We start from the raw sequence: 19,742 nt of genomic DNA, 5'->3' as shown, positions 1-19,742 counted from the left end.
TCCTGCTGTACTTGGTCAAATCACCAGTATTCAGCGGAGCAGGTAATGACTGACCTTAATACAGAACAACGGCTGTATAAGTTGGAAGCTGAGGTTGATGTGATTAAAAAGAATATGCTGCATCGGGATGAGGTTCGGGAAAAAGTCTGGAATGACTTGCAGAGGGGGTTGCTGCACCTGGTTCGTGAGGATCACGAATATATCAAGCGGGTGGATGAGCGAACCCTGCGGCTGGAGTGTAAGCTTGAGGTGATGCAAAAAGATATGGTCAATATGCAAAGTGATATAGCAGATATGAAGAGGCGAATGGATCGTCTGGAGAGTGGTATAGATCACCTTGAGTCCGATGTAGCAGAGATTAAGGCTATGCTCAGGCAAGCCCTTAGGCTGGAATGATCCGGACTCGTTCCCGTACTCCCGGGAACGAGAGTAAGCTCAAGAATTGGATACTTGCTTCACCGCAAACTCCTGAGTCTTTTCAAAAGCCCCGTCAAATAATCCATATTTTACCCGTACGGCCCCTGATGGAATAGCCAGGCTCCAGCTTTGTCCAGCATAGATACGGGTGGTGTCGGATATAGATTTACAACTGTCGTCTTTTTGGGTGGTGCAGTACTGACCATTTCTCATAACCGCATTGATATTGCCGGAGTTGGTAAAGACCAGCTGGTTACCCTGCTGTTTGGCAGAAACATTATATTTTGGGTTATCCGGGCGGATAAATATCAGGGTCTGGTAGGCAATTAGCAGTTTGATGGCGGTCTGGCTGGCTTCCAGGTCGCCCACCACCGGCTTGAAGGTCACCCGATAAACCAGTTCGTTTTTTGTAGGCTTTTCAAGACTCACCAGTCGTACGGTTTTGCGGCTGTTGGCTGGAATAATGGCCTTGTTGGGGGTGGTTAGCAGTTTCATCTTTTCGGGATCGGTGATTCTAACCCGATCCTCATCATCACTGCCGGGGTTTTTGACTTCGTAGACTTCTGTTTGCAGGTACAGGGTTTCGTTGTCGGGGTTTGAAACAATAATATCCTGCCGGGGTGCCTTATCGGGATCGAAGTAGACGATCATTCTGTCCAGTGACAGCGCTGCCGATGCATTGATGCTCAATAACAGTGAAGCTGAGAATGTCAGTATGGAAAAACGAGAAAGCATAAATAGTCCCTGTTTTTGTCAAGCTCTTAAGGCGGCTTCTTGGAGGGTGCGTTCAATCGCCTTGTTTTTGTTAGGACTTATTTTAATACCTATTGAGGTTACTAACTAGAAGGAAATCCGGTTCCTCGTTCCCAGGCTCCAGCCTGGGAATGCATACCTCCCCTTTCGGCAGGTGCGGAGCTGATTGGAAACCCCCGTCTGCATTCAGACCATCCATGGTCTTTGACGCTGGGAACGAGGGACTTTCGCGGCACCCTCGGGGCGCCGGGAACGAGGAAGAAAGGAGGGTTAATCGGCACTGATTGTCAGGTTCATGGCACCCCTGAAGTTTTTCAGCTTGTTTTTCATATGAAGCGCCAGTCGGGAGGCTCTCTCGCAGCTTTCATTTCTGCCCAGGGGTTGTAATGCTTCACTGGGCTGGCCGCTGTTTAATTGTTGCGGTGCCTGATAGGGATTTTTCCAGAGCAAGACTTTGTAGGACTCCCAACTGTTGCCATTTTTTACCCTGAAACTGCCGCTGTTATCATGCCCCCTGGCTGTTACAGTGTAGCTGGCCATGCCGTTGCTGCTGATACAAAGGGGAATGGCCGAGTTAACGGAAACCTGGGTGGGGGTTGGGCTTTGGGTCACCGGTATCTGTTCGGCGACCCGGGTTTCCAGTTTGGGCGGGATAATAAGGGTAATGGTCATAGTGGCGCTTGAGGTTTTGCCAAGGCTACCCTGGGTGGCTGAATGCAGGTTGGTGGGTGTCAAAATGATGGCGCTAAGTGCCAGGGCGGATAGGAAAGGGCGACTTTTTCCTGTCGGTTTTTGGGAAACATCCATGTCTACTACTCCATGTATTACAGCGTTTCTACATAAAGTATAGGCAATGGATTGTTAGTTGTTATTGGCGGATTGATGGTTAAAATTTGGGGCTGTGATAATGTATGGTCAAGCACATGCTTGCCTGATGGCTAATCAGTCACCGGGGATTCAGAGACCACCATTTCTGCACTTTTCTCGCAGACAATATCCATTTTAAAATCCGTTGCCTGGGCTAAGCCGCTGATAAACAGCAGGGCAAGTACAAGGGCAAAAATATTACAGGCGGTGCTGCACTGGCAGAGTTTTTGGTCGCAGCGGTTGGTGTTTTCAGGTGAGAGTTTCATCAGGACTGGCCTCAATATTTCCTTATATCCGAGAGCATGGTTACTTATATTTATGATAGACCAGGGATATGGCAGCCTGCTTTCAAAAAGTAAAATTAAATTAAAGTTTTTGTAACTGAACCGCGCCTAATGAGAAACGTGTAATTTGTTAGACTCGCTCCCCGGTTCCCAAGGCTGTCGTGAAACTGAATGCAGCCTGCACAAAACGAGATTGTTTTCTTCTTTTAACCACGGAGACACGGGGGCACAGAGTTTTTATACCTTTAAACTATAAATCTTCGTGTCTTTGTGTCTCCGTGGTTAATAAAAATAACTTTTAGACTCGTTCTCAGGCTCCCGCCTGGGAATGCATGTCTCCCCCGGTCGCCAGTGCGGTGCTAATTGGGGATACCCGCCGGGAGCGAGATGCAACGAGCAACCGCTATCAACCATCAACCACTTCTTCGGCCAGGGAGAGTTCCTTAAGCTTTCGGGTCAGGGTGTTTCGGCCCCAGCCAAGGAGGCTGGCAGCATCCCGCTTTCTGCCTCCGGTATGGGCCAGAGCCGCTTCAATCATGATGCGCTCAAAGTCCGGTATGGCCTGACCAAGGATGCCTGTCTGCCCTGAGGCCAGTTGCTGATCCACCCAAAGGCGCAAGCTATTTTGCCAACTGTCCTGTTTAGGGAAGGTCTTGGTCAGTGGATTATGGGTAGTGGCCAGTAATTCAGGGGGAAGGTCGGATACCAGTATTTCCCGCCCTGAGGCCATTACGGTGAGCCATCGACAGGTGTTCTCCAGTTGCCGGACATTGCCAGGCCATTCCAGGGTGGAGATAAACCTCTCCGCTTCCAGTGTTAGAATTTTTGGCTCTACCTCCAGTTCCTTTCCGGCCTGCTCAAGAAAGAAGTGGGCCAGCCGGACAATATCTTCCTGTCGCTCCTTTAACCGGGGCAGGTGAATCCTGATAACATTTAAACGGTGAAAGAGGTCTTCCCGAAATTGACCCTTTGCCACCAGTTGTTCCAGATTTTGGTGCGTGGCCGCGATAATCCGGACATCTGCCTTCACCGGGGTGTGTCCCCCAACCCGATAAAACTCGCCATCCGCCAGAACCCGTAACAGGCGGGTTTGGGTTTCAGCGGGCATATCGCCAATTTCATCGAGAAAGAGGGTGCCGCCATTGGTCTGCTCAAATCGTCCTCGCCTCATACCACCGGCTCCGGTAAAGGCGCCTTTCTCATGACCGAATAGCTCTGATTCAATCAGGTCTTTCGGGATCGCTGCCATATTCAGGGCGATAAAGGTTTCCCCCGAGCGGGGACTGTGACGGTGCAGCGCCCGGGCCACCAGTTCTTTGCCAGTGCCAGACTCACCATTAATCAGCACTGTAATGTTGGAATGGGACAAGCGGCCAATGGCCCTGAACACTTCCTGCATTGCCGGGGCCTCTCCAATGATTTCTGTGGCAGGCGCCAACTGTGCTGCCGGTGCTGATTTGCGTTGCTGGCGGCTATGTTCAATGCCCCGTTTCACCAGCATGGTAGCATCGTCGATATCAAAGGGTTTTGGTAAATATTCAAAGGCACCGCTTTGATAGGAGGAGACTGCACTATCCAGATCGGAATGGGCCGTCATGATAATAACAGGCAGATCTGGAAGCTTGTGGTGTATTTTTTTCAATAGATCCAGGCCATTGATACCCGGCATACGGACATCACTGATAATGGCTTCCGGTAAGTTGTTTTCAGGAATTGCCTGTTCCAGTGCCATTAAGGCCGCATCACCGGAATCAAATGACCGGGTTTCGAGGTGTTCTGTTGCCAGTGCCTTTTCCAGAACCCAGCGAATGGCCCGATCGTCATCAATAATCCATACAGTACTCATGAAAAGCTCCTTTTTTTGGTAATGGCCTGGTTATAGGGTTGAGTGAGGGGGAGATAAATGTCAAAGCTGGTTCTTCCGGGTTGGCTTTCACATTCAATCAGGCCCTGGTGCTGGCTGATTATTGACTGTGCCATGGGTAAACCCAGCCCGGTGCCTTCGGGACGGCCGCTGATCATTGGATAGAAGATACTTTCTTTAAGGTAATCCGGTATGCCGGGCCCGTTATCGATAATGGCAATATGGCATACCAACCTTCTGCGCTCACTGTTCATAGTAAACTGTCGTGTGACTCGGCTTCTGATTATGATCTGGCCGTCGCTTATGGCCATGCTTTGGGCAATGGCCTGCATGGCATTACGGGCGAGATTCAGGAATGCCTGGATCAGTAGTTCTTTATCCGCAGGAATATCCGGAATACTGGGATCATAATCCCGGACTATATGCAGGGCACCTTCCGTTTCCGCGGTGATCAGTTGAGTGACACGCTCCAGAATCTCGTGGATATTAACCGCAGCGATCTTGGGTGGCGTCAGCGGTCCCAGCATACGGTCAACCAGATCCCTGAGCCGGTCTGCCTCCTGAATAATGACCTCGGTGTAGTCCAGTAAGGACGGTTCCTTCAGCATACGTGCCAGCAATTGTGCAGCACCCCGGATGCCTCCCAGGGGATTTTTTATTTCATGGGCGAGTCCCCTTGCCAGGATACGGGACACCTCTTGCTTATTATGCTGGGACTCTTCCCGGGTAATTCTGCGAAGCCTGTCCAGGGTGTTAATTTCAAGCAGGATACGGGTTTCAGGGTTTTCAAGCGGAATAACAGAGTAATCCACCGTCATTATTTTGCCGTTAATCTCTAAGGGAGTTTCCCTTCTGATAAAGCGTTGTTTCTGGGTAAGGGCCCTGGCTAAATCATTGTGGAGTTCCTGTTGGTGGATGAGACTGGTAACGGGCATACCCCGGGTGCGACTACTGCTTTGCTCCAGTAGTGTTTCCGCAGAAGAATTCAGGTACTGGAAACATAGCGTTTTATCCAGAGCAATGATGGCGGTACTCATGCTCTCCAGTAAATAGGACTCAATCACAGGTGATTATCCTGTAGGGGCAATAAAGGGTTTGATTTTTAACAGCGAGCAAAAACTATACCAGCGATATTAACGTGAAAAGCATGGAAATGCACCAGGCTGGTGCGTTTTAGGCAGGGACGGTTCAAATGAACGTGTACTTGAGCATTGGGTTAAGGAGTCCAGGAGCGAGGCTGATGCCTGGTGGCTCCAGGCCGCTCAGGTTTGGGGCACCGGAATGGGTTTAGGACGCTCTTTGGCCGGTGGGTTATTGCGGATTGTGGGCCTGAACACATAAATAGTGCAGGCAGCACTCTTAAGGAGTTTGTCGGAGGCATTTAGAATTTTTGCTTCAATATAATGCTCACCTCTGGATAAGTTGGTTAGCTTGAATCGATTGCTGCTTTTTGACTCTTGTACCTTCACGCCATTAATAAATAAGGCCAGGCGGTGTCCAGGGTGGAGGCTCTCGGGATCATGTTCCACTTCTACAGTGATATTTCCATTTGCCCGGTGGGTTGAATGGTTTTCAGGGGCTGCAATGGTCAGTTGTTGATAACCCGGTTTTTTTTCGTCCGGTTTTGTTGCCGGGAGAGGCTCTGGCACAACAATTTTAGTGGGGGTGAATGGCTTTAACTCCACCACTTCACCTTTGTTGCGGCCTGTTTGGGTATCTGAAAAGGTGACGTTGCCCTCTTTATCGGTGCTTTTATAAATGATGGGCCGGGCATTTGATGAGAGTAATAACCCTGATAATAAAAGAATGAAGGGTATATGGAGCGCTTGTTTAGTCATCACGTCCTGTATGTTTTTATTATTGGTTTGAAAACAGGCTGGTTCCTGGGTGCCTGAGGGGGTCGGGAAATCCTGATATTGAATCAATGTTGTCATCCTGTACAGGGATTGTACAGGATGATGGCGGAGAAAATTCAGATTTTCGTGACACCCTCGGGACGCTGGGAACCGAGGGAAAAGGACAGGCAGGACTATACGCTGTAATACAGGTCAAACTCAACAGGATGGGTGGTTTGGCTGATAGCCAGGCATTCATCTTTCTTCAGTTCCAGATAACCATCAATCATGTCGTCAGTGAATACACCGCCCGCGGTGAGGAATTCACGATCCTGATCCAGTGCGGCCAGTGCCTCTTCAAAGCTTTCTGCAACAGTGGGGATTTCGGCAGCTTCTTCTGGCGGCAGGTCATAGAGGTCTTTGTCGGCCGCATCGCCGGGGTGAATTTTGTTTTTAATGCCGTCCAGACCTGCCATTAGCATTGCTGCAAATGCCAGATAAGGGTTGGCTGTTGGATCAGGGAAACGGACTTCAACCCGGCGGGCCTTGGGGCTGTTCACGTAAGGGATACGGATAGAGGCCGAACGGTTGCGGGCGGAGTAAGCCAGCATCACAGGGGCCTCAAAGCCGGGAATCAATCGCTTATAGGAGTTGGTAGAGGCATTGGCAAAGGCATTAATGGCCTTGGCATGCTTGATAACACCGCCAATGTAATAAAGTGCGGTTTCGCTGAGTCCGGCATAGCCATCACCGGCAAACAGGTTTTCACCATTCTTGCTGAGAGACATATGTACATGCATACCGCTGCCGTTGTCACCGACCAGGGGCTTGGGCATAAAGGTAGCGGTCTTGCCATAGGCATGAGCCACATTGTGTACGGCGTATTTCAGAATCTGTACTTCGTCGGCCTTTTTCACCAGGGTGTTAAACTTAACGCCGATCTCACACTGGCCGGCAGTTCCCACTTCGTGGTGATGCACTTCTACTTCAAGACCCTGGGCTTCCATGGCCTGACACATGGCGCCGCGCAGGTCATGGAGGGAGTCCACCGGAGGTACAGGGAAGTAACCGCCCTTCACCCGTGGACGGTGGCCAATATTGCCCCCTTCAAACTTGGAAGATGAAGACCAGGCGGCCTCTTCGGAGTTCACTTCATAGGAAGCGCCGGAGATATCGATTTTCCATTTGACATCATCAAAAACAAAGAATTCAGGCTCCGGTCCAAAAAAGGCGGTATCAGCAATGCCCGTGGATTTCAGATACTCTTCGGCACGCTTGGCAACCGAGCGGGGGTCGCGCTCATAACCCTGCATCGTAGCAGGTTCGATAATATCGCAGCGCAGGTTCAGGGTGGATTCATCGGTAAAGGGATCGATAACGGCGGTGCTGTCATCGGGCATCAGAATCATGTCAGAATCATTGATACCCTTCCAGCCAGCAATGGAGGAACCGTCAAACATTTTGCCTATTTCGAAGAATTCGTTATCGACTTCACTTGTAGGGATGGATACATGCTGCTCCTTGCCCTTGGTGTCCGTGAATCGCATGTCAACCCATTTGACTTCATGTTCCTTGATCAGGTTGATGGTCTTAGACATTTATTATTCCTCCGGGGATAAAATCGCAGCAGGATTGGTACTCTGTTTCAATGGGAACGAGTTCGGCCCATTGAAACGGAGCGCTCGCCCCCTGGTGCAGGTATCATAAAGTTTTCTGATCTGTATTGAGCAAACACCGTGCCAAATTATGGCTGTTTTTTTCTAGAGCAAAACCCTGTTTGGGCAAGGCTGTGCATGTTGCTAGTGCGATCCGGTCTGGTAGAGCACTATCATGGTGCTAGGGGCTGTTGAGGTTTTATCATGTGCTTAGCCAATATAAAGTCCTGGAAAAGTGATAAAATCCGGCGGTGTCCAGTTTAACGCCTTTCTGTATAATTTGCTGTTATCTTTTCTTTCTGAAACATTCCTGAGTGCACAGTTAGTGGCATTATTGTTGTCGCTAACGGATTGCAGGGCAAGCCAGATCCATGAAGTTTATTGTCAAGCTCTTTCCGGAAATCACCATTAAAAGTGCTCCGGTACGCAAACGTTTTATCAAGCAGTTACGGAAAAATATCCGTAAGGTGCTTAAGTCTGCGGATGAAAATATTGAAGTAACCGGTGTTTGGGATTACATCGAGGTCACTACCAGCAGTGATGATTCAGTGCTGGTGGCCAGGGTAGGGGACTTGCTCAGCTATATTCCGGGTATCTGCTACTGGCTCCAGGTGGCGGATTACCCGTTAACGGATATGGATGACATGCTGGCCAAGGCGGTTGAGGCCCATAAGGAGGAACTGGCAGGAAAAACCTTCTGTGTTCGTTGTCAGCGTTCTGGCAAGCATGAGTTTCGCTCTGTTGATGTTGAGCGTTATGTGGGTGGAGGCCTGAACCAGCAAACAGAAGCGGCGGGTGTCAGTCTTTCTGATCCACAGGTAACCGTTCGCCTTGAAATCAAACGGGATCGATACTTCCTGGTGCAGAAACGGGGGGAAGGGCTGGGAGGCTATCCTCTGGGAACGCAAGAACCCGTTCTGTCACTGATTTCTGGTGGTTTTGACTCCACAGTTTCCAGCTTCCTCACCATGAAAAGGGGAATCAGAACCCATTTCTGTTTCTTTAATCTGGGTGGGCATGCCCATGAGCTGGCGGTTAAAGAGGTGGCCTATTATCTCTGGAACCGTTTTGGCTCCTCCCACCATGTCCGGTTTATCACAGTGCCTTTTGAAGAGGTGGTGCGGGAAATTCTGGAGAAGGTGGATAACTCCCAGATGGGCGTTATCCTGAAGCGAATGATGCTTCGCGCCGCCACTAAAGTAGCGGAAGAAATGGATCTGTCTGCATTGGTGACGGGTGAGGCGGTGGCCCAGGTCTCAAGCCAGACCCTAACCAATCTTGCCGTGATTGATTCTGCCACCGATGCTCTGGTGCTCAGACCCCTGATTACCATGGATAAGCAGGATATCATTGATACTGCCGCGAGAATTGGCACTGAAGAGTTTGCCAGGAATATTCCGGAGTACTGTGCTGTTATCTCCAAGAATCCTACCACCTGTGCCCGCAAGGAACGCATTGTCAGGGAAGAGGCCAACTTTGACTTCACGGTTCTGGATGAGGCAGTAAAAACCCGTCGTGTGGTTTCCGTCAATGATATTATTGCGGATGACCTTACCCGTGAAGAAGTTGAGGTGGTTGACACACTTCAGCATGATCATGTCATTGTGGATATTCGCCATCCTGATGAAGAGGAAATCAAGCCTTTCCAGGTTCCTGGTCGGGAAGTTATGCATATTCCTTTCTACCAGCTGCGAACCCGGTTCCCTGAGTTAGACAAGCAGAAGCATTACTTGCTCTATTGTGAAAAAGGGGTGATGAGCCAGCTCCATGCCATGCATCTGCGGGATGAAGGCCATGAGAATGTGGGGGTTTACCAGCCTGAAGGAAAATAAGCGACAGCGTGTAAAAAAGACCTCCGGCTTTGCCGGAGGTCTTTTTATTTAGGCTTGCTCTGTTTGGGGCATTTTAAACAGTGTTCTGCCTTCTTCTTTGGCTATCTTATATTGTTCCAGAACCCTGTTTAGTTGGCCGTAGATGCTATTGTCATTCACTGCAACCAATTGGTCGCCGTACAGCTTGAAAAATGGTGATATCTCGTCTTTTTTAAGATTTTTTATTTCCCCCAGTGCTTTGTGGTTGCCGGAGGCCTCTGTTTTTCTTTCTTTTTCAGGGGCTTCTGTAGGGGTAGCTATAGAGCTGAGTGTATGTAATTTCATGATATTCTCCTATGTTTCATTGTTTCTAAAACTTTAGCAAGGAGTCAGCATGTTATTTTTTCAGGAAAAAATGAATAACAGGCGTGTCAGGTTAGCTAACATGATTCGAAGGGTTGTAATATGTGGTTTAAATTATTAGGCTCTGGTTTTATATCAATGATCACCTGCCTGTTTGGTTATGGGAATGAGTGGGTATGTTTTGAGCATTCCATGACGGCGCTTAAAGCGATTTCTATCAATCAAGAAGAACAGGTGAGTGGGTGGTCTGATAGTGATTCCGGATCTACTGAAGAGTTTCCTGACAAGGTGCCTTTTGGGAAAGAAGTAAGAGAGGGGAAGGGCGGTTACCTTTTTTGTCCGAAATGTTTGCATCAACCTCCTCCAGGTTTGGAAGTTGATGGGGGAACCAAGCTCAACCCTGCTCCTCTTTATTATACTATTCAACCCGGTGTTTTAATTAGAGCCAACCCAGAAAACCCCTGGGTTACTAATTTTTTTGATGGAGGATATGAAAGAACTGCTATAGATTTTTTGTTGACTTATGACGTTAACTGTGAATCTATTGCAATGGCGTCTTTAGAGACACTATTTGAAGGTATGCATTTACCGTCATATAGATATGATGAAAAAGATAAAGAAAATATTATTAATATGGCTAAAAAAATAAAAATAGCCATTGAGTTGGATGCAGTTGATGTCATTGAGATTGAAAAGAAAACGAACTCTAAATGCAAGCTAACACCTAGGGATCAAGAAAGATTTGATTTTTTTGATAAATTTGGCTCAGAAATGTTGTATAGGGGAATCAATGAACCCACAGGTTTTTTTCTTTGTAATGGGTTAAAAGAGGTGGTGGTGGTGTTTGGTTGTGGGACGGAAGTTTGTGGACGATCTTCGTATCAAACCAGAGTACTCTATTGCTTATTTAAAACGGGATTTCCTGAGGGTGATGTGAAATTGGCAGGTGATAAAGAAGCACTTATAAAATACTTTTGCCTGAAAAATGTTGATATGAGGTTTTTTTTGCAAAATATGAGTGCGTCATACGATGACTTTTATTTTTTTAGATTTACCCGTATACATAAATGAATATAAACATCCTTGCTTTTATATCAATGACAAATCAAAGGCCTCTATTAATACCAGTATTTAGTATAAAATGGACTCTTTTAAGTGGATGCCTGATGAAAATAGCAATGATCGCTGCCGTGGCAGAGAATAACGCCATTGGCATTAATAATAAGATGCCCTGGTATCTTCCAGGTGATTTAAGGTACTTCAAGGCCGTCACCATGGGTAAACCGATTATTATGGGGCGGAAAACTTTCGAGTCATTAAGGAAGCCTCTGCCCGGACGCACCAATATCGTTATTACCCGGGATAAGAGCTATAGCATTGAAGGAGCCCGTGTAGTGCACAGCCTTGAGGATGCGCTGTCTCTGGCAGAAGATATTGCCATGATTGACGGGGTTCAGGAGCTGATGGTAATCGGGGGGGGCGAGATTTATCGCCAGGCTTTGCCAAAAGCCGGGCGCCTTTACCTGACAAAAGTTTATCAAAGCTTTGAGGGGGATGCCTTTTTTCCGGAAATAGACCAGGGGCAGTGGCAAGAGGTGGCCAGGGAAGATCATCAAACGGATGATGAACAACACCTGACCTATAGTTATCTGGTTCTAGATCGCAAGACGGTTTCTTCATGAGATTAGAGTTTGTTCCCATCAGTTAGAGGATGTTGATGGAGCGTATACAAGCCGGAATTAATTCGCTTTTCTTAACCACAAAGACACGGAGTTTTAATATTTTCAACCAATAAACTTCCGTGTCTTTGTGGTTCATAGCTAATTTCCCGTACCTGGTTTTCCCGGCCAGTCATGGAGCAGTTTGGTACGTATCCGGGCCAATTCTTCCGGTGTCAAGGAGTCCAGGTTCCTGTTGTTGGCAGCCTTGCGGTGGTAAGCCCTGATTTCTGGCATACTCAGGACACTCGGTAAAACAATATAGCGTCGGCCAAAAAGGGATCGCACCTTATCCGCTGTTTCCGGAACTTCCGGGTTGAGTCCTTTTTCTGTCAGGTCGAAGTCATCCAGATGGTCTCCTATCAGCATGGCTATCTGATATTTCCTGCCATTAATTCTGCCTTGCTCAATATCTGCCCGTTTTTGTTCTTTGTTGCAGCTTTTTTGAGTATTTGAACTGTTTTGTTCCGTAAAAATCAGGTGTTCACGATCTGCATAGGGTAGTTTATGTTTTTTGAGGTTTGCCAAAGTGGCCTGATAGATATCATTCTTGCTATGGCTTTTGCTGGAAGTGGCAGGACGATTGGTTAGATAAAAAATTTCCACATCAAGCTGACGGGCCTTGGCAAGAAAAGTTTTGGCACCATTGATAAGCGCATTATCAGTGTTTAACAGCTTTTTATCCCTGTTACTTTTGTTATTTTGGATATTCAGTAGTGCCAGCTCGTCAGTGACATTAAGCACGGTACCATCGATATCCACAACTATGGCAGGGTTGCCCTCCGTATTTTTTACCAGTGTTTCCAGTTGTCTGCCTGCCTGATTAAAAGCCTGATAGTTCAGGGCCCGATAACTCCCGGAGAAGTTTTGCCAGATTGCCGCCTGAATCATATGCTGCCTGAAGAGAGGGTCAGGGGCCTTATCCCGGGATAGTCCCAGCACCTCCATGCGTAACTGATGTTTTTCAGCAGGGGGCAGATGGCTGTAGCCTTCTGAAATGGAGCTTTCCCAACCACCATAAAAGGGGTTAGGAAAAATGATCCAGTGGAGTCCAAATCTTGAAAAGTGCTTGTCCACCCAGGACTGACGCTGCCGGTAAAGCTTTGAGGGGGGCTCTGTCAGGTCATCGAGCTGGTCGCCTAACAGCATAATCACCTCAAACCCCTTGTTTTTTATCAGATTACGCTTGCCTTCCTTGCTGAGCGTCCTGTCCTTTGGGGGCTGCAAAAGAATATGGGCTTTATCCGCATAGGGAAAACCATGACGTTCAAGGGCTTTGATGGTTGAGGGCATCACATCAATATAACGGCCGCTGATATAAAAGATTTCAACGCCCTGATAGGCTGCAAAATTGACGAAATCCACTGCCCCTGGCAATACCTCCTGGCTTTTATAGTCATTCCACCATAACAGCGATCGTTCCACTGTCAGCTTGTTGTTAGTGTCGATCATGCTGGAAAAGCAAGGGGTACCTTTAAGCAGGGTTTCGTCAATATCGATAATAATGGCGGGTTTCTTTTTTTTAGAAAGCCGTGCCAGTTTTTGGGCGAGCTGATCAGATGCAATATTGAAGCCTTGATAGAGCAGTGCCCGATATTCAGGGGCGTGCTGAATCCAGTTGGCGGCAATAATGGCCTCGCTGTTCAGGTCTTGCTGTGAATATTCACGGCTCTCCAGACCAAAGGCCAGTGTGTTAATGAACAGTAGAGTCCAAAGCAGTTGAGATTTCCAAAGCATTTTTTTGTTCTCTATCAGGGTTATCCGGACGGAAGGGTAGGGAAAGTGTAGACAATAAGTACCCAGCCTGATGAAACCCTATATTTCTGACCACTTGCTCGGATGTGCTGCTTCGTTGCAACTCTGGTTACGTAGGCCAACTATGCGCCCGTCGTTGCGCCTTGCATCACACCTAATCAATCAGCCAGAAATATAGGATTTCATCAGGCTGGGTACTTAGCGTTAGAATAGGTGCCTTATTGTTTAAAGCAGTGGGAAGTTGTAATGCTGATACGACGTTTACTGGGTGTAGCTGCCCTGGCCGTTATCTCTATTTCTGCTTTTGCGGGCAGTGCTCCTGATTCATCCGTAAATTATCTGAAGTTGCCAGATCAGGCTGAATTACTGATTATCGATGGCAAAGATGCCAGAGATCAGAACGTTAACAAAAGAGAAGGTGTAAGGCTGGCGGATGGCAAGCATCAGGTGGTTTTTCAGTTTAAGGCGTTGCTCAAGGGAACCAGTGATAGCGCTATGTACACCTCAGACCCTTATGTGGTGAGCTTTGGCTTGAACGGCAGCCAGCAGTATCAACTAACGGTTCCAAGAAAATTCCGCAGTATCCGTGATGCTGAGGCCTTTGCCAAGGCTCCCGCAGAAAATCTGGTATTGCTGGATAGCCATAATAAGCAAATCCCCTATCAAGTTGCGGTGCTCAAGAAACGAGGTATACAGTTGGGTCGTGACCTGGTGGAGGAAACCAGAAAGTTCAACCTGTCTTCTGATCCGGCGGCCCTTTATTCCCTGACAGGCGGTACTATGGTTTCTTCTTCTGGGAGTTCCCGCCAGTTGCCTGCCGTTCAGGGAGAGAATAAGGAAATGGCAGTTCTGGCGGAAAATAATCTTAAATACTGGTTTATGCAAGCGGATAAGGAAACCCGTGCCCGTTTCCTGAAGTGGGCTAATCAGCAGTAGTTCGTTCACCTAACCCGGATCTTCCGGGTTAGATTCAAACAACCTCCCTGGCAGGTTCTTTTATTAAAACCTTAGACTGTCGTTTATAGCTGTAAGTGACTTTCTTTTCTTCAGGTAGTTCCTGCTCAGATACCTCAATAAATCCACGCTCGGCAAACCAGTGGGCAGTCTGGGTTGTTAATACAAATATTTTTTCAATACCCTGGCTCAGGGCCAGTGATTCGGTGTGTTCCAGTAACCGGTCTCCCCGTTGACCTGAACGATAGTCTTTGTGAACCACCAGACAGGCCAGTTCCGCAGTCTTGCCGTCAGGAAAGGGATGCAGGGCGGTGCAGCCGATAATCATGCCATCCAGAACAATGACACTGAACAGTCTAATTTCCCGCTCCAGTTCTTTGCGGGATCGGCGCCGTAACACTCCTTTTTTTTCCAGCGGTTTGATCAGGGCAAGAATCCCGCCAATATCCTCTATGGCAGCCCTTCTTATTTCCTCATAATGATCCCTTGAAATAAGGGTTCCCGCGCCATTTCGGGTGAACAACTCCCTAAGTAGCGCACCATCCTCCTTAAAGCTGATGATTTGGCTACGTGCAACGCCACCCTTGCAGGCGGCGATGGCTGCATTTAATAGTCGCCGATTATCACTTGTCATCGTTTTCAGGCAGCCTTCGGCTTCGGAGGGGGAGATACGGCTGATTAACTCGGAGTGGCCGTTGAAAATACCCTGTTGCCTTCCAAACAGGATGAGTTTCTCTGCACCCAGCCTTGTTGCTGTGAATGTTGCCACATCTTCAACATCAAGGTTAAAAATTTCCCCGGTGGGTGAAAGGCCAAGGCAAGATAACAATACAACATAACCACTGTCTAATAAGTGGTGGACGGCCTGATGGTCAATTTTTCTGACCTCTCCGGTATGTTGGTAGTCGATGCCATTATGAATCCCATAAGGCCTGGCAGTGACAAAATTGCCACTGATAACCCGTATTCGTGCCCCATGCATGGGTGAGTTAACCAGGCCAATGGATAGTTTGGATTCAATAAGTGCCCGTAAATTGCCCACAGCATCTTTAACATACTCAATGGTTTGCTTGTCTGTTATGCGCCTGCCCTTATGAAAATGGCTGGATATGTTTTTTTCCCTGAGGCGCGCATCAATTTGGAGTCTGGCACCATGAACCAGAACCAGGCGAACCCCAAGACTACTGAGCAGGGCAATATCATTGATGATATTGGTAAAGTTCTCATGGGTCAGTGCATCTCCACCCAGCATGATGACAAAGGTCTTGCCACGGTGAGCGTGAATATAGGGGGATGATTGCCGAAAAAAACTAACGTAGTCTTTATGATGGGAAGTATTCACAGTCATAACTGTTTTTATCATTATCATTATTGACTGTGAAAATACCTTGTTCTCCCCTGAAGTTGAAGCAGCTAATGATTAAATTTTAAAGACAGTACTGCTTTATTAGTCCCTTGAGTAATTTTATTGTGGGATTAATGGCATCAAGGGGTAAAAACTCATCAGGCTGATGTGCCTGCTCAATATGCCCCGGACCAAGTACCACGGTGTCCATTCCCATTTTGCTGAAAAAAGGGGCTTCTGTGGTAAAGGCAACGGTTTTTGCGGAGTAACCTGTAAGCTTTTCACAGGTTTTAACCAGGTCAGATTCTTTTTGTCCGGAAAAGGGCTCAATACTGGGAGTCAGTTCAATAACCGATAAGTCCACCTGATCTTTTTCAGCGATGGGGAGTAGCCGGTTACTGATCTCTGTACGAATAGCCTGGCTGTCCATTCCGGGCATCAGTCGTACATCAAAATCCAGATCACAATGGCCACAGATACGGTTAGGATTATCGCCCCCATGAATGCAGCCGAGGTTGAGGGTGGGGGTTGGCAGGGTAAAGCCGGGGTTGTTGTACCGTGAAGTCAGTTCCTGGCGATAATTAAGTATCTCACTAATTACCTTATGGGCGGTTTCCATGGCATTGCGACCCAGTGAAGGGTTGCTGGAATGACCTGACTGCCCGATGATTCTGATGCGTTCCATCATGATGCCTTTATGCATATAAACCGGATTCATACCGGTTGGTTCACCGATCACGGCAAAGCGTGCTTTAGGTTTTCCTGCTTTTACCAGCGCCCTTGCGCCATTCATGGATGATTCTTCATCGGCTGTGGCCAGGATAATCAGGGGAGAAGTTAAGGGAGTGGCTAAATACTCTTTAACCGCCTCAATAATGAGGGCAAAGAACCCTTTCATATCACAGGTGCCGAGGCCATAAAGGCGGTTATTGGCTTCATACAATTGAAAGGGTGAGCTTTTCCAGAGGCTTTCATCACAGGGGACGGTATCGGTATGGCCTGCCAGCACCAGGCCTCCCGACCCCTGCCCTAAGGTGGCAATCAGGTTGGCTTTGCCCGGTTCCTCAAGGGGCATGATGTCACAGTGGAACCCGAGATTTTCAAACCAGCCTGCCAGTTTATGGATAACCGGCAGATTGCTCATATCTATCTCGGTCAGTGTGGAGCTGATGGAAGGAGTTTCTATCAGGCTGGACAGGGTTTCTATCAGGCTTGGTTGGATGTTCATGGTTTTATTCTAATCATTAGGGGCTGTTAATTTTTCATACTTTAGTCTCGATAACCTGGCAATGCTATTTATATTAAGTTATCACGCTATTATTCTTCTTTGCCCTTATTAAAGTCCTGTTAAGCTGTTATTACTTCATGAAAATATCCAAGCAAAGCCTCGAAGAGCAGGCGGCGAACTATCTTAGAGAGCAAATCCTGGCTGGTGTTTACAGGTCAGGTGACAAACTGGTGGAGAGCAGTCTGGCAAAAACACTGGAGTTGTCACGTACAACGGTAAGGATGGCCTTGAATACCCTGGCCAGTGAGGGGCTTATCTCCCAGAAACCCTATGCTGGCTGGCAGGTTATCACTATGGAGGAAGAGGATCTCTGGGAAATCTATCATCTGCGGGTAGCTTTGGAAGGGCAGGCGGCAGAAATGGCTGCCGAAAAAATAAATGATGAAAAACGCAGTAGGCTGACACGTTTTTTTGATGGCTATCTGGCCTTATGCCAGAGGGATGATGCTGATATTAATGAAGTGAGCTATCGTGATCTTGAGTTACATAAGTTGATCGTTGATCTCAGTGAAAGCAGGCGACTCACTCGAATGTATAATACCGTGGCTAACCAGTTGATCATTTATATGCATATGACCCATTACGATTACAGTATTGAGGACAGTGCCATTAGTCATCAGCCACTGGTTGAAGCCATTTGTGAAGGTAATAGGGAGTTGGCAAGTCAATTGGCAAGAGAAAATATCAGTACGTTTACTGAATTAGGATATAAATTGAAGTGCCAAAAACTGGCACTTCAATAAAGAGATATAATGGAAAGGGTTATAATCCCGATACAGTGATTGAATAAACAGATCCCCTCGCATGTATTCCCGGCGAGGGGTATAAGGCTTTGTTGAGCTAGGATGCGCTGAGTTCTTTAGGTTTTCGTCCAAGGAAAGACTGAATCTGTTCCATGGTTATATTAAAGATAAACAGGGATAAGATAACCAGCAAAATGCCCAGAGTCTTTTGCAAGGTGACTGATTCACCCAGCATAAAAATGGATAGCACATAGGCGGAAAGGGGGATAAGGTTTTGTACCATATTAGCTCGTTCAACACCCGCCATTTGCAGAGAATAGAAGTACATGACATAGGCTGCCGCAGAGCATACCAGTCCCAATGCCAGTGTGCAGAAGAGGTAATAACCGTTATCCAGAATGACCGCCGCCTCAGAAAAATCAGTACCCTGGACAAACATCATGGTCAGCAGTGCCAGTGTTGCAAATATAAACTGGTACATCATGGTAGACAGGCCATCATAGCGATCACCAAGGCGTTTATTGATAAAGGTTGATACCACAAAACCCAAAACGCCAATCACCATATATAAATGACCGATATTCAGCCCCTGAAATTTATTGCCGGGATCGCTGGCAATGAAGTAGGCACCGCTAAAAGACAGTGCTACGGCAATGGCCTGAATCGGTGTGGGAAGCCTGCGATAAAAAATAATACTGACCAACAGGGTAAAAATGGGAATCATGCCATTAATTACACCCACTTCGGAGGCAGAGATATATTGCAGGGCTAGTAATGATGTATAGAAAAATACGGCCTGGGCAATAATGCCTGAAATCGCCATTACAGGTGCATCTTTCAGGTTCAGCCAGATTTTCTTTTTGGAAAATGCAAAGATCACAGCTAACCCTATGGATGCTAAACCATAACGGATAATAGCAAAAACAACAGGGTTCATTTTATCGGATAGCACTGCCGAAAAAACAAACGATGATCCCCAGATGATCGCACACAGGGTTGCGATGAGAACTCCAGTTAATTCTTTTCTGTTCATGAAATTACCTGAAATTCCTTAACAAATTCATCATTAAGCTCAATGCCAAGACCAGGTTTATCAGAAACCTCCAGATAACCATCCCTGAACTGCACTGGGTTAATCACCAGTCCATTGTCATTGACCAGCGGGCTGGTGCTTTCTGAATATTCCATTAATGTTCCGTGTTCGCAGGATGCCAGGAAATGCACCGAAGCGGCTAATAAAATACCGGTGCTAAAACCGTGAGGAATCAGCTGGGTGCCATTCAGTTGCGACATATCGTAAATCTTGCGCATTTCGGTAATACCACCGCAGCGGGTGATATCAGGCTGAACAATATCGGGACTGAAACGTTCCAGAAAATCCTTAAACTCGTAGCGGGTAGTCAGAGCCTCGCCACCGGCAATTTTCTGGGTAGCCTGATTGGCCAGGCGGTTGTAACCATTGATATCATCGGCTAAAACCGGCTCTTCTATCCAGTTCAGATCGAAAGGCTCCAGACGTTTACACATTCTCAAGGCGTGACCGGCAGTACCCCATTTGGTGGCCAGGTCGATCTGTAGCTCGATGTTGTCGCCAATGGCTTCCCGCACATTTTTAACGATCTGATAGTCTGTTTCGGGGTCATCCCCCAGTACGCCACCACCGAATTTTAGGCTATTGAATCCTTTTTCTACCAGTTTTCGGGCAATTTCACGGTTATCTTCCGGGCGGTGGGCAGGGATAAAGGTGCCATAGGCCTTGATACGATTACGGAACTTGCCGCCAAGTAATGTATGCAGAGGTACGTTGTAATATTTGGCTGCAATATCCCACAGGGCAATGTCAATGGCACTAATGGCGTGAATACCTGCTCCTCGTCGTCCAACGTAGTTAGATGACCAGTACATTTTTTGCCAGAGCCGGGCAATTTCCAGAGGGTTCTCACCGATTAACAGCTCTTTCAGGCCATAGCAGTACAGGTTGGAATTGGGTGTTTCAATGAGCGCCTTGATAACCATGGGGGAGCTGTCAGACTCGCCAATACCGGTGATGCCTTTATCGGTATGAACGCGGACGATAATAAATGTTTGTA

The 19,742-nt window shown here is 47.5% G+C and carries 19 protein-coding genes; 6 read left to right on the top strand and 13 right to left on the bottom strand.

Annotated elements, in window-relative coordinates; all coding sequences use genetic code 11:
• Positions 1-45: 45 nt before the first annotated feature.
• Positions 46-396: a hypothetical protein gene (locus MJ595_RS01530; protein ID WP_263080765.1), complete on the top strand. Its 351-nt coding sequence runs from the start codon at positions 46-48 to the stop codon at positions 394-396.
• Positions 397-435: 39 nt separating this feature from the next.
• Here MJ595_RS01530 and MJ595_RS01525 read toward each other — a convergent pair whose 3' ends face one another.
• From MJ595_RS01525 to glnA, 7 genes are all read right to left on the bottom strand, one after another.
• Positions 436-1,152 carry a fimbria/pilus periplasmic chaperone gene (locus tag MJ595_RS01525; RefSeq protein ID WP_263080764.1) on the bottom strand — a complete coding sequence of 239 codons (717 nt, stop codon included), beginning with the start codon at positions 1,150-1,152 and terminating at the stop codon, positions 436-438.
• Positions 1,153-1,440: 288 nt separating this feature from the next.
• Positions 1,441-1,977, bottom strand: coding sequence for a hypothetical protein (locus tag MJ595_RS01520; RefSeq protein ID WP_263080763.1), 537 nt, complete (start codon positions 1,975-1,977; stop codon positions 1,441-1,443).
• Positions 1,978-2,108: 131 nt separating this feature from the next.
• The gene (locus MJ595_RS01515; RefSeq protein WP_263080762.1) at positions 2,109-2,303 is read right to left on the bottom strand and encodes a hypothetical protein; all 195 of its coding nucleotides are present in this window, start codon (positions 2,301-2,303) and stop codon (positions 2,109-2,111) included.
• A gap of 424 nt (positions 2,304-2,727) precedes the next feature.
• Positions 2,728-4,167, bottom strand: coding sequence for a nitrogen regulation protein NR(I) (glnG, locus tag MJ595_RS01510; protein ID WP_263080761.1), 1,440 nt, complete (start codon positions 4,165-4,167; stop codon positions 2,728-2,730).
• Positions 4,164-5,246 (bottom strand): nitrogen regulation protein NR(II), encoded by a 1,083-nt coding sequence (gene glnL, locus MJ595_RS01505; protein ID WP_263322437.1) that lies wholly within the window; start codon positions 5,244-5,246, stop codon positions 4,164-4,166. The genes glnG and glnL overlap by 4 nt, the downstream gene beginning before the upstream one ends.
• Positions 5,247-5,447: 201 nt before the next feature.
• Positions 5,448-6,026 carry a DUF4124 domain-containing protein gene (locus MJ595_RS01500; RefSeq protein ID WP_263080760.1) on the bottom strand — a complete coding sequence of 193 codons (579 nt, stop codon included), beginning with the start codon at positions 6,024-6,026 and terminating at the stop codon, positions 5,448-5,450.
• 188 nt (positions 6,027-6,214) lie between these two features.
• Entirely contained in the window at positions 6,215-7,618 is a 1,404-nt protein-coding gene (gene glnA, locus MJ595_RS01495; protein ID WP_263080759.1) for a glutamate--ammonia ligase, read from the bottom strand.
• A gap of 428 nt (positions 7,619-8,046) precedes the next feature.
• Here glnA and thiI point away from each other — a divergent pair, with 428 nt between their 5' ends.
• Positions 8,047-9,507, top strand: coding sequence for a tRNA 4-thiouridine(8) synthase ThiI (gene thiI / locus MJ595_RS01490; RefSeq protein ID WP_263080757.1), 1,461 nt, complete (start codon positions 8,047-8,049; stop codon positions 9,505-9,507).
• 48 nt (positions 9,508-9,555) lie between these two features.
• Here thiI and MJ595_RS01485 read toward each other — a convergent pair whose 3' ends face one another.
• Positions 9,556-9,831 (bottom strand): hypothetical protein, encoded by a 276-nt coding sequence (locus MJ595_RS01485; protein WP_263080756.1) that lies wholly within the window; start codon positions 9,829-9,831, stop codon positions 9,556-9,558.
• Positions 9,832-9,951: 120 nt separating this feature from the next.
• Between MJ595_RS01485 and MJ595_RS01480 the strand changes: the two genes are divergently transcribed.
• Both MJ595_RS01480 and MJ595_RS01475 read left to right on the top strand, forming a co-directional pair.
• Positions 9,952-10,920: a hypothetical protein gene (locus tag MJ595_RS01480; RefSeq protein ID WP_263080755.1), complete on the top strand. Its 969-nt coding sequence runs from the start codon at positions 9,952-9,954 to the stop codon at positions 10,918-10,920.
• A gap of 95 nt (positions 10,921-11,015) precedes the next feature.
• Entirely contained in the window at positions 11,016-11,531 is a 516-nt protein-coding gene (locus tag MJ595_RS01475; protein WP_263080754.1) for a dihydrofolate reductase, read from the top strand.
• 138 nt (positions 11,532-11,669) lie between these two features.
• Here MJ595_RS01475 and MJ595_RS01470 read toward each other — a convergent pair whose 3' ends face one another.
• Complete coding sequence (locus MJ595_RS01470) at positions 11,670-13,304, bottom strand: hypothetical protein (protein WP_263080753.1); 1,635 nt, start codon at positions 13,302-13,304, stop codon at positions 11,670-11,672.
• A 264-nt stretch (positions 13,305-13,568) separates the two neighbouring features.
• Between MJ595_RS01470 and MJ595_RS01465 the strand changes: the two genes are divergently transcribed.
• Complete coding sequence (locus MJ595_RS01465; RefSeq protein WP_263080752.1) at positions 13,569-14,258, top strand: DUF2057 domain-containing protein; 690 nt, start codon at positions 13,569-13,571, stop codon at positions 14,256-14,258.
• A 34-nt stretch (positions 14,259-14,292) separates the two neighbouring features.
• On the opposite strand, the gene argA is transcribed toward MJ595_RS01465, so the two are convergent.
• Entirely contained in the window at positions 14,293-15,624 is a 1,332-nt protein-coding gene (argA, locus tag MJ595_RS01460) for an amino-acid N-acetyltransferase (RefSeq protein WP_263080751.1), read from the bottom strand.
• Positions 15,625-15,703: 79 nt separating this feature from the next.
• Positions 15,704-16,849 (bottom strand): acetylornithine deacetylase, encoded by a 1,146-nt coding sequence (gene argE / locus MJ595_RS01455; protein WP_263080750.1) that lies wholly within the window; start codon positions 16,847-16,849, stop codon positions 15,704-15,706.
• Between the two features lie 137 nt (positions 16,850-16,986).
• Between argE and MJ595_RS01450 the strand changes: the two genes are divergently transcribed.
• Positions 16,987-17,652: a GntR family transcriptional regulator gene (locus tag MJ595_RS01450; RefSeq protein WP_263080749.1), complete on the top strand. Its 666-nt coding sequence runs from the start codon at positions 16,987-16,989 to the stop codon at positions 17,650-17,652.
• A 97-nt stretch (positions 17,653-17,749) separates the two neighbouring features.
• Here the strand turns inward: MJ595_RS01450 and MJ595_RS01445 are convergent, their stop codons facing one another.
• Positions 17,750-18,685, bottom strand: a complete 936-nt coding sequence (locus tag MJ595_RS01445; protein ID WP_263080748.1) for a DMT family transporter — start codon at positions 18,683-18,685, stop codon at positions 17,750-17,752.
• Positions 18,682-19,728, bottom strand: coding sequence for a mandelate racemase/muconate lactonizing enzyme family protein (locus MJ595_RS01440; protein ID WP_263322436.1), 1,047 nt, complete (start codon positions 19,726-19,728; stop codon positions 18,682-18,684). The genes MJ595_RS01445 and MJ595_RS01440 overlap by 4 nt, the downstream gene beginning before the upstream one ends.
• Positions 19,729-19,742: the final 14 nt, after the last annotated feature.

The organism is Endozoicomonas sp. Mp262, from assembly GCF_025643335.1.
GTDB lineage: Bacteria > Pseudomonadota > Gammaproteobacteria > Pseudomonadales > Endozoicomonadaceae > Endonucleibacter.
This window is presented reverse-complemented; position numbering and strand designations above follow the sequence as displayed.